This is a genomic window from Chryseobacterium sp. GQ58 (genome assembly GCF_059758895.1).
In genome coordinates, this window is record NZ_JCAXEH010000011.1 from 1 (window position 1) to 11,251 (window position 11,251).

General features: G+C 33.3%; 10 protein-coding genes. 4 read left to right on the forward strand and 6 right to left on the reverse strand.

The features are described 5' to 3' along the window. Nucleotides 1–12 precede the first annotated feature (12 nt). The 3 genes from AC6CHK_RS16020 to AC6CHK_RS16030 form a co-directional block, all read right to left on the reverse strand. On the reverse strand, nt 13–1,221 hold the full coding sequence (locus AC6CHK_RS16020) for an MFS transporter (RefSeq protein WP_498097882.1): 1,209 nt from the start codon (nt 1,219–1,221) through the stop codon (nt 13–15). Nucleotides 1,222–1,363: 142 nt separating this feature from the next. Beyond that, a complete protein-coding gene (lipA, locus tag AC6CHK_RS16025; RefSeq protein ID WP_498097884.1) occupies nt 1,364–2,230 on the reverse strand; it encodes a lipoyl synthase in 867 nt (288 codons plus the stop codon). 190 nt (nt 2,231–2,420) lie between these two features. After that, complete coding sequence (locus tag AC6CHK_RS16030) at nt 2,421–2,981, reverse strand: RNA polymerase sigma factor (RefSeq protein WP_498097886.1); 561 nt, start codon at nt 2,979–2,981, stop codon at nt 2,421–2,423. A 150-nt stretch (nt 2,982–3,131) separates the two neighbouring features. Between AC6CHK_RS16030 and tyrS the strand changes: the two genes are divergently transcribed. Next, nucleotides 3,132–4,427, forward strand: a complete 1,296-nt coding sequence (gene tyrS, locus AC6CHK_RS16035) for a tyrosine--tRNA ligase (protein WP_498097900.1) — start codon at nt 3,132–3,134, stop codon at nt 4,425–4,427. A gap of 69 nt (nt 4,428–4,496) precedes the next feature. On the opposite strand, the gene AC6CHK_RS16040 is transcribed toward tyrS, so the two are convergent. Continuing rightward, complete coding sequence (locus tag AC6CHK_RS16040) at nt 4,497–4,934, reverse strand: hypothetical protein (RefSeq protein WP_498097888.1); 438 nt, start codon at nt 4,932–4,934, stop codon at nt 4,497–4,499. A gap of 256 nt (nt 4,935–5,190) precedes the next feature. On the opposite strand from AC6CHK_RS16040, the gene AC6CHK_RS16045 reads away from it, so the two are divergent. From AC6CHK_RS16045 to AC6CHK_RS16055, 3 genes are all read left to right on the forward strand, one after another. After that, nucleotides 5,191–5,829 (forward strand): alpha/beta hydrolase, encoded by a 639-nt coding sequence (locus AC6CHK_RS16045; RefSeq protein ID WP_498097890.1) that lies wholly within the window; start codon nt 5,191–5,193, stop codon nt 5,827–5,829. Nucleotides 5,830–5,916: 87 nt separating this feature from the next. Beyond that, nucleotides 5,917–7,242 carry a PDZ domain-containing protein gene (locus AC6CHK_RS16050; RefSeq protein ID WP_498097892.1) on the forward strand — a complete coding sequence of 442 codons (1,326 nt, stop codon included), beginning with the start codon at nt 5,917–5,919 and terminating at the stop codon, nt 7,240–7,242. Between the two features lies 1 nt (nt 7,243). Beyond that, nucleotides 7,244–7,771: a hypothetical protein gene (locus AC6CHK_RS16055; RefSeq protein ID WP_498097894.1), complete on the forward strand. Its 528-nt coding sequence runs from the start codon at nt 7,244–7,246 to the stop codon at nt 7,769–7,771. A 249-nt stretch (nt 7,772–8,020) separates the two neighbouring features. Here AC6CHK_RS16055 and AC6CHK_RS16060 read toward each other — a convergent pair whose 3' ends face one another. Together AC6CHK_RS16060 and AC6CHK_RS16065 are read right to left on the reverse strand one after the other, a co-directional pair. Further along, a complete protein-coding gene (locus AC6CHK_RS16060) occupies nt 8,021–9,040 on the reverse strand; it encodes a L,D-transpeptidase (protein ID WP_498097896.1) in 1,020 nt (339 codons plus the stop codon). 411 nt (nt 9,041–9,451) lie between these two features. After that, nucleotides 9,452–10,156, reverse strand: coding sequence for a hypothetical protein (locus AC6CHK_RS16065; RefSeq protein WP_498097898.1), 705 nt, complete (start codon nt 10,154–10,156; stop codon nt 9,452–9,454). Nucleotides 10,157–11,251 lie beyond the last annotated feature (1,095 nt).

An 11,251-nucleotide genomic window follows, 5' to 3' on the forward strand; every position in this document is an offset into this window, starting at 1 on the left:
GTTTACTATAACTTATTTATCACAAGTAATGCATTCTACCACGATTTCTTCTTTTGTGTATTGCGGTTTTGCAGATCGGTAAAGCTGCATATATCTTAAGCTGATTATTAATCCTATTAAAGTCATTCCGACTCCGACAAGCGATGGATAATTGAATGGCAATTTAAATTCCAAAGGTATTCCTCCCAAGAAAGCACCCATTGCGTTGGCAATATTAAAAGCTGCCTGCATAAATGCCGCTGCCATCATTTCGCTTTTCGGAGCAGCTTTCATCATCATGATATTGATTGGCGCTGCAACAGACATCGATAAAGCTCCGCAAATAAAAGTTAGTACCAAAGCTATATTTTGATATTCTGAAAGGAAAAACACACCGGATAAAGAAATCATCATCAGAAAAAGCAACAGGCAACACGTTTTTTCAGGGCCTAATCTGTCGGATAAATAACCTCCTGCCAAATTTCCGACCACCATTCCGGCTCCCGCAAGAATCATCACATACGCCATCTGACTGCTTTTGATTCCTGCAATAACGGTCATCAATGGCGTGATATAACTAAACCAGGTGAAAAGACCTCCAAATCCTATCGCCGTTATCATTAAAACCAACCAAGCTTGTTTTCTTTTGAGAAATTTTAATTCTTCAAGAAAATGAGCATCTTTATTTTTTTCCATTGCTGGCAGCCAAAGCTTTAACGATATTAAAGCTACCAAACCAATCACGGCAACAATCGCAAAATACCATTTCCAATGAAAAATATGCCCGATATAAGTAACCAAAGGAACCATGGCAAGATTAGCCACAGTAAGTCCTGTAAACATTAATGATATATAAAATGCTTCTTTCCCTTTCCCCGCAAGCCTTGATGCGACTACTGTTCCAACGCCGAAAAATGCGCCATGCGGAAGACCAGACATAAATCTAATAATCAATAGTGATGTATAATCCGGCATTACAGCAGATAATGCATTAAATAATGTAAAAATCATCATCAATACAATCAATACTTTTTTTGGCGGAAATTTCACGGAATAGCCAATCAGTAACGGCGCTCCAACAACGACTCCCATTGCATAAGCTGAGATCAGATGCCCCGCTTCCGGAATTGTAATTTGTAAAGAGTTTGCAATATCCGGCAACAATCCCATTACCGTAAATTCTGTAGTTCCGATTCCTAATCCGCCGATTGCCAACGGTATTATTCTTTTATCAATCTGCATTATAATTCTAAATGAATCTGTTTTAAAAATAAATTTTGTCAACAATTAAAATTCTCTACATTCTTGTTAAAAATGTAAAATAATTCAGTCAAAAATCTAAATGAATTTCAAATAAAATCGCCCTATAAAGAGCGAGTTGTATTTAGTGAATATGTTTTTCTGCGTGGTAAGAGCTTCTTACAAGAGGCGAACTTTCAACGTGTCTAAAGCCTAAGCTTCTTGCAAAGTCTCCAAATTCATCAAACTCTTCAGGCGTAATGAATTTTTTCACAGGTAAATGTTTTTTCGTAGGCTGCAAATATTGCCCCAAAGTGATCACATCTACATTTGCATTTCGGATGTCTTCAATGGTCTGGAAAACTTCGTCTTTATTTTCTCCCAAACCAAGCATTACGCCTGTTTTTGTTCTTCTTTGTCCGGCTTCTTTTAAGTATCTTAAAACCTCAAGGCTTCTTTCATATTTCGCCTGAATTCTCACTTCTCTTGTCAGTCTTTTTACAGTTTCCATGTTGTGAGAAATCACTTCCGGGGCCACTTCAACCATTCTGTCGAGATGCTTTGTTAAGCCCTGAAAATCTGGAATTAAAGTTTCCATTGTAGTTCCCGGAGAAATCCTTCTTACCGCGTTTACAGTTTCACCCCAAAGAATTGAGCCCATATCTTTCAGATCATCACGATCCACAGAAGTAAGAACCGCGTGTTTTATTTTCATTAATTTGATGGAACGAGCTACTTTTTCAGGTTCATCCCAGTTTACGTCAAGAGGTTTTCCTGTTTTTACACCACAAAATCCGCAACTTCTCGTACAGATGTTTCCCAAAATCATGAAAGTAGCGGTGCCTTCTCCCCAACATTCGCCCATATTCGGGCAACTTCCACTTTGGCAAATTGTATTTAATTTATATTTATCAACCAAAGTTCTCAATTCGCGATAATTCTTTCCTGTCGGAAGTTTTACACGGATCCACTTTGGTTTTTGAACGGTAGTGTCCTGAATTAGATTCTCCATTTATTCTGAAATTGACGACAAAGTTAAGGATTTTTTGATGGAAACCATCTACCTCAAAAATTGATGGATACTATAATTTTAAAGGAATAAGAAAGATTATACTTGTAAAATAGAAATTTATTGTAAATCGTCATTTGAACACAGATTTAGAATAATCTAACAAAATGTGTAAATGCTTCATGAGGCTTAATTAGTTATCTTCAAAGTCATTGTTTTTCAATAATTCGGCAAGAACTTTTTTAGCTCGCATCACTCTTACTTTTGTATTGGCAACAGAAATTCCGAGCTCTTCAGCAATTTCTTTGATGCTTTTTTCTTCAAAAAATCTGAGCCTGATAATATCCTGATAATTTGCATCCAAAGATTCAATTGTTTTAATTATCTTTTTCTGTTCTTCATCAGAAATCATCAGCTCTTCCGGAGATTTTGCATACTGATTTTTTACTTCTTCCAGATTTTCAGTCGGATCCTGGTTTTCACGGCTTCTTTTTCTCCAAAAATCGATAATTGTATTTTGTGCAATCGTTAAAATCCATGTTTTAAACTGAAAATGAGGATCATACATGTCCAATTTCGACAGAACTTTTGAAAAAACATTCACCGTAATTTCGTCGGCATCATTTTCATCACGCATTTTTTTCATCACAAAAGAAAAAACATCAACCCAAAAAATGTTGATGAGCTTTGTCTGCGCTTTCTGATCTTTTTCCTTTGCTTTCTGGATAAGCAGGAATAATTGTTCGTCGTTCATGAATAAAACAAATATAGTTGATTTTGTAAGAAGATAAAAGCTAATCCACAAATGAGGCCAATTTGTTTAAATTGCTGTTTTATACCTTTTCATAATTAGTAAGATTCAATTTATTATCTTTGCAACTATTAAATTTTAAAGAAAAATATGATGAATTCCTTTATTGAAGAACTAAAATGGCGTGGTCTTTTTGCCGATATGATGCCCGGAACCGATGAACAACTGAATAAAGAGGTGACCACCGCTTATATTGGCTTTGATCCGACTGCCGATTCTTTACATATTGGAAGCCTTATTCAGATAAAAATTTTAGCACATTTTCAGCAGCACGGCCACAAACCGATCGCCTTGGTTGGCGGAGCTACAGGAATGATTGGAGATCCTTCAGGGAAATCTGCGGAAAGAAATCTTTTGGATGAAGAAACTCTTTTACATTATGTTGATTGCCTGAAAAATCAGCTTTCAAGATTTTTGAATTTTGATGGAAATGAGCCCAACAAAGCAGAATTGGTGAATAATTATGACTGGATGAAGAATATTTCATTCCTTGATTTTGCTAAAAATGTCGGGAAAAATATTACGGTCAATTATATGATGGCCAAAGATTCTGTAAAGAAAAGGTTTTCCGGAGAATCCGGCGCAGATGGAATGAGCTTCACGGAATTCACTTATCAGCTTATTCAAGGATATGATTTCCTTCATTTGTATCAGAATAACAACGTAAAACTTCAGATGGGAGGTTCTGACCAATGGGGAAATATCACGACAGGAACAGAATTGATCCGAAGAAAAGCTCAAGGTGAAGCCTTTGCATTGACGGTTCCTTTGATCACAAAAGCAGACGGATCCAAATTCGGGAAGTCTGAAAGCGGTGAAAATTACTGGCTGGACAAAAAGAAGACTTCACCTTACAAATTTTACCAATTTTGGCTGAATGCAACCGATGAAGATGCTGAAAGATTTATTAAGTTTTACACTTTTTTAGATAAAGAGGAAATTGACGTTTTAATAGAAGAGCACAAAACTGCTCCGCACGAAAGAAAACTTCAAAAAAAGCTTGCTGAAGAAGTGACGGTTTGGGTACATGGAAAAGAAGAATATGAAAAAGCTGTAAAAGCATCTGAAATCCTTTTTGGACGCTCAACCGCTGAAGATCTTGTAAGTCTTGACGAAGAAACTTTTTTGGAAGTTTTTGACGGAGTTCCGCAAAGAGAAGTGGCAAAAGCTGATGTTTTGGGAGTAAATATTATTGATCTGCTTTCTGAAAAGTCAGGATTTTTAAAGTCTAAAAGCGAGGCTCAAAGGGAAATTAAAGGAAATGCAATTTCAATAAACAAAGAAAAAGTAAACGAAGTATATACGGCTAATGAAAATGATCTTATTGACGGTAAATTTTTGTTGCTTCAAAAAGGTAAAAAGAATTATTTTATCGTAAAAGTGATTTAAAATAATCATTTTATAACAAAAATAAAAACCGTCGATTGACGGTTTTTATTTTATATTAAATCAAATTGATTATAACTCTAAAAAGCTGTGATCAATTGAAGCATTTTTAGTTCCTACTCCTACAGCTGTGTCAGATTCTGCAACTTCGCCGTCTACATAAAGCGTAACAATTAATTCAGAATCAGGATTTAAAAGAATTGCATTGGCATCCAAATTAAGCTGAGACTGGCTAGAGTTCACAAAAAACTCATCACTTGTCCATAATGTACCTGGCGAATCAAAAATCGTATTCTGGCTGGTTCCCACTTGGGTAATAATAGTTTTAAAAGAACCTGTATCTGTTCCTGTACCTTTAACTATTTTCGCTTCAAACCGTACAAGGTGATCTGTAAATTCATCATCTTCATCATCATCTTTACAAGAATTTGCTACAGAAATAACTGAAAATAATGCGACTAATAAAAATGAAAGTCTAAGTAAGCTTTTTGATTTGTAAAATTTATTCATTTCTCCAAATAGATTTTTTAATGTTTCAAATATAGCTTTTTTATCAATATAAAAATGACTTTTATGAAAATTTTCCAACAAAAAAATCCAATTTATATAAAATCAACAAAATGTAAGTCATATTATTTATTGTGAAAATCTGCACAGTCCCCTTTTCTTTAAATATATAATTATCAACTAATAGAATTGCTTATTTTCTTACATAAATTAATATTTCAAAGTTTTTCCAAATGTATATATTAATTATCTTTGCTGCATGAATTTAGATTATATAGTAAGAGAGCCGGAAAATATCACTTCAAAAACGCCGGTTCTTTTTATGCTTCATGGCTACGGTAGCAACGAGCAGGATCTTTTCAGCTTCAGAGAAAGCCTTCCGAATGACTGGATTCTAGTAAGTTTCCGAGCCCCTAAAACTACTGAATTTGAAGGTTATTCATGGTATGATATAGATTTTAACAATCCTGAGCAATTCGTAAATACCGATCAGGCGAAAGAATCTCTGAACTCAGTTTTGGAAAGCATAATGAAAATAATAAACCATTATGGCCTTACAGAAAGTAAAGCTCATCTTTGCGGTTTCAGTCAGGGCGGAATTTTATGTTACAGCTTAGCATTGAAATATCCTGATCTGTTCAATTATGTAGCATGTATGAGCTGTTATCCCGAAGAAAAGTTGCTTACAGATATTGTAAAAGATAAAAAGAAGCTGGAAAATCTCCGTTTTTTCGTCTCACATGGTACAGATGATGCGATTATACCTTTGGATTGGGGCAGAAAAGCAGCAGATATGCTGTATGATTTAGGTTGTTATTTTACTTTCAGAGAATATATGAGCGGACACGGAGTCAACCAAAAAAATTATATGGATTTGATGGATTTCTTTTCAAAATAAAGAATACTCTTAAAATATTTTTAAACATTCTCAAATATTGGGAATGTTTTTTTATTGATGTAACCAAAAATTTACTACATTCATAATATGAAATTCAGGCATTTTATAGTTATTCTTTTTTTAAGCATTTTTACGAATGCTCAAAATAGTTTTGAAATAAAAGATGCTAAAAAAATAGTGATTCCTTTTAAGCTTATTAATAATTTAATTTTCATTCCGATTACTGTAAACGGCGCTGAGCTTACCTTTTTGCTGGATACAGGAGTTGCCGAAACAACTATTTTCAGTCTCGAAAATAAAGAAATGAGGCTTTCAAAGTTCGAGAAAATAAGATTTTCCGGTCTCGGCGGCAGCGCAAGCATTGAAGGCTTTAAATCTGATCATAATGTCGGGAAAATAGGCGAGCATTTTATCAATACGTCATTTACTTTGTTTATTATTCTCGATCAGGATTTTAATATTTCTTCTCACATAGGAATTCCTGTAAATGGTATTATCGGTTATCACTTTTTTAAGAATCATCCTGTCATAATAGATTATGTTTCAAAAAAAATCACTGTTTACAATGACGTTGATTTATTTAAGAAAAAGATCAAAAAATTTGAAGAGCTTCCTATATCGATTGAAAAGAGTAAGCCTTATATTTTCACAGATGTTGAAATGACTAACGAGAGAAAAAGTTCAAAATTATTGGTTGATTTGGGAAACAGCGATGCAATCTGGCTTTTTCCGGCTTTGATTAAAGATTTTGTTTACAATCGACCAAACATTGATGATTTTCTTGGGCGAGGCTTCAATGGCGATATTTATGGTAAAAGAAGCAGAATACATAATTTTTATCTCGGAAATTTTAAGTTTGAAAAGCCTTTAACTGCAATGCCGGACGAGTTTTCGATACAATATGTAAAACTGGTTGAAGAAAGAAAAGGCTCGGTAGGCAGTGAAATCATGAGGCGATTCACAGCAGCTTTTGATTATCCTAACGAGAAAATGTATTTAAGAAAAAACAGAAATTATGATGATCCTTTCCATTTTAATATGAGTGGCTTAGATTTTAGGCAAGACGGAATGCAATGGGAAAAAGATATTGTAACCGTTGAGACGAAAAGCCCAAATAGTGCATCAAACGAAACAAAGGTAATTTCCAATAATTTACAGTATAAATTTGTTTTAAAGCCATTATTTTCTATTGCAGGTGTAAGGAAAGATTCGCCTTCCGACAAAGCTGGATTAAAAAAAGATGATGTTCTTGTTACAATCAATGGCAGAAAAACTTCCGATATGACTCTTCAGAAAATAATGGAAATGATGAAATCTGATGAAGGAAAAACAATAAGAATGGTTGTTTTAAGGAAAGACCAGGAACTTAATTTAAGCTTTACATTAGAAGATCCGATACCTTATCAAGAATAATATGAAGACAGAAGAAACCACACTGGATAAAATACGAAACAGACCGAGATTCAAAATGTACACGCATCTCAGCAAAGAAACGTATACGGAAAACTTAAAAAAATATCTTGCCGAGCATAAAGGTGAATTCACAGGAAACATCAATAAAGAAATGGCAACCATCTGTGTAGAAACTGAATACGATCAATATTGGAAACCTCAACTTTCTTTACGTACCGAAATTGAAGACGATCAAACTGTGATAAGAGGAGTTTTTGGACCTACTTCAGCAGTCTGGACTTTTTTTATGTTTCTTTATTTTTTATTTTCTATTCTCTGGATGACTTTCTTCACAATGTATTTTGTAGAAAAACAAATCAAAAGCTATGAATTTCCGTGGGCTCTGAATGCTTCTTTTGTCATGCTTGCCTGTATTGCTGTGACGTATGCGGCAGCCAGATTCGGGCAAAGTAAGGCCAAAGATCAGATGAAAAAGCTCAGAAGATTTGCAGAAGAATCTACTTTACATTTTGAAAAAAAGGTTAGTTAGCCTGAGTTCGGTTTGGTTTATAATCGCAATGTTAAACAAAGGGACTAAACATTTGATATTCTTTATTTTAAGATAAAACAAAGGCTTTGCACTTAGCGATGAAATATTATTTGTTTTACGTTAATAAGCGAAGCGGCTTGGTTTACCTTAGAAATAAGTATTAAATATTAATAAAACCTTGTCTGACTTTGCGATACTAAATAATTTTGATAATCAAATATTTAAAATTAATTCTTATCCTTATTCACGTTAGTTAGCGCTTTCAGCTTCTTCAGCTGGAGGATTGGCGGCTTCCATTTCTTTTGCCATTTTAATGGAATCTGTTACTTTTTCTCTGTTGGTTTGCTCATTCAGTATTTTTTCAAGATGTGGCTGAATCAGCTTATTCATCTCCTCTACCGAAATATTGTTTGAGTTCGGATCATTTAATAATTTTCTCCAGGGTTTTCTTCCGCCCCATTTGTAGTCTCCAAAAACAATTACAGGAGTTCCTTTTGCTTTTGTTGTTGCTCCACCCGGATTCAACACCCAAGTATCTGCAAACGAATAAAGCCATTGAGCATCCTTTTTTAACAATCTTAAGCATGCATGCGATGCCGGATAACCCGGTAAGTCATATTCATGCCAACCAATTCCTCCCGTATTGTGAATATTAACGTTGTAAGGAAGTTTCCATTCGCTTTTTACGGTAGAAATAGCCAGCTTTTTTTTCCAATTGGCAAACATCAACCCTTTTGTGGTCTGTGCAGATTTTTTTCCCATGCTTGTTGGTCCCCATTTGACTAAAGCTCCGTTGGAATAAACTCCGTAAGCCTGAATCGGATAAGAAAAAACGACAAACTTTTTCACATCACTCAAAACATCAAGCTGCATAGGGAATGGTGAATATGCCATCAATGTTGTATCAATTTCCTTTGGGACAACCAAAGTATCAGCATTCCATTTATGTTTTGAATCGAGCCTGTTTAATGCTAAAATCGCATAACGTTCTTTTTCAGAATATTTTTTACTGAAAGCAGAATACATTGAATCTCTAAGTTTTTTTTCTTTAGGAATTACAAATGCATTGTAAAACCCGGATTCCTGTATTGCCGGCGGTTCAGATTCCTTTACTTCTTTTAGAGAATCTGGCTTTTCTTCATTCTTTAAAGAACCTGATGAAGTATTTTCTTGTTGAGGATTTATTTCATTTTCTTTTTTACAAGAGGCCAAAAAAAGAGCAAATAAAACAGTATATAAAAATGACTTTTTTAAAAATAATTTTTTCATAAATGTAAGATAGACATTGAATTTTGCGGTACAATACAAATATCAGACCTAAATAAATTAGTTATTCAAATAGAAACTTGCTGATTTACAAACATGATTCTGGACTCTAATATAAGCAATATTAAATCAATATATTGTAATCTACATTATTTATTAATATATAATTCACACTTAAAATATGAAAATATTAAGAAAAAATTAACATATTAAAATTTATTTTATATCTTTGTTAAAACAAGAAACAATTCAACTTGTTTGTCCCTCATTCGCCATAGCCTTCCATTAAGAAGGCTTTTTTTATTTAAAATGAGTTAAAACTCTAATGCTCTTTTAATAAAGATTGGTCTTGAAAATAAGCAAAAAAAAAACTGCAAACGTGTAGGTTTGCAGTGAAATTTATATGTTTTATTATTAGTTTGAAACCTTATAGATAAAGAAACTTCCTACGCTAGATCCTAATAATCCTACATCAAGTAATGAAGAACCTACAAGCCCAAAAGATATTTTATCTCCTGCCTGTAAAGTATAAAGTGAATTTAAGTTAGCTTCAGAAATAGTTAAGCTAAGTAATATCAAGTTGGCACCGCTGAATGAACGACTGTCTATCACAGTAGCAACTCCAGCTCTAGTTCTTACAATCCCAACTCCGGGAGAGTTTGACAACAAAGCAGCTTGCAATCCCGTACCATATCGGAAGCTAAAGCCAATCTGATACACACCATTTGAAGGTACCGTATAAGTATTGTCCGTATCAGTGAAAAGCGCTGCAGAACCTACCGTTCTTTCAGCTGCTAAAAAGTTAACAGCTCTGAAGCCTGAAGGAAACAATCCTAAGCTAAGCAGGCTGATTCCCGCTGTTTTTTTAGCCGCATAAACGCTTGGATTAATAGCGCCTGTAGAAATAAGAGAAGGATCGAATCCATTGATCTCTGAAGTACTGCTGTTGATTCCTAAAACCTGAAATCCTGTCAGCGTAGTAGTGGTAGGTACCGTTCTTAATTTTGCATTTCCGTTTACATCCAAAGTTGCCGATGGTGTGGTTGTGTTAATCCCAATTTGCGCATAACCTACAGCAAACATTGCTGTCAAAGCCATTGAGTAAAGTTTAGTTTTCATGTCTTAATATTTAATGATTAATAATTTTGATGGTAGTGTAAAGTTAACAATAAAAGCACATATATTATAATATTTATAAAAATATGTAATGAATATTAATCTAATATTAAAATTATTATACATTTTTGATAAATTACTATCTCTCTGATAGCATAATTATATTATAAACACTTTAAAGTTTTTTTACTTTATAAGTTGCCTAATTTCTTGCACTTATTGTATTAATTGAACTTTTTATATAACTAATCTGATTTTTATTAAAATAAAGTAAGTTTACTTTAAGTTGTTTTTTAGAAGTTTTAGATTGAATTTGGATTTTCATACGATCCAAAATTAAACCTTCGTCGAGGTTAATTTGCTCTACATATGATTTTGGAAATTCTATTGAAGGCTTAATAAACCTTTTTGTCGTTAATGGATGAAATTTTCTAATTGTGATACACTCGCCCGTGTCATCATATTCTATGCATCTTAGATTACTTAATAGCAAAATAAATAATATCATCAAAACAAAAAATGCAATATCCCATTTCTGATTGAAAAAAAAGATCCCTAAAATCGGTATCAAGTTTAACAAAGCAATCGTATAACAGATAAATCTAAGCTTTTTGATATTAGATATTTTCATATTAATAATAATAAATATTTATATAATAATTAAACATATTTTAAAATAAGATATTATAATATTTAATGCAAAAATAAAAAAAATATGTTAACAATAAGCAAAAATGAAGATATTTCTTTAACTTCTTTTTAACAGTATTGATTTTCAGTTACTAAGGCTCGTTATAAAATTTCACCATTAAACAGAATACATAAAATCTAATCAAATAGCTTTTAAAAGCAAATAAAAAAAGGCGCAAATTTTGATTTATGGTGTAAACGAATAGAATTGACAAATTCTAAAATATTATAAGGTGGTGATTAAACAAAGAATCTTTAAATATTGATTCTCATCTCGTTATTATGTGCATAAATAAAGCAAGCCCCTTAAAATTAAATTTTAAGGGGCTACATGATCTAAATCATCTGCGATCCGGACGGGACTCGAACCCGCGACCTCCGCCGTGACAGGGCGGCATTCTAACCAGC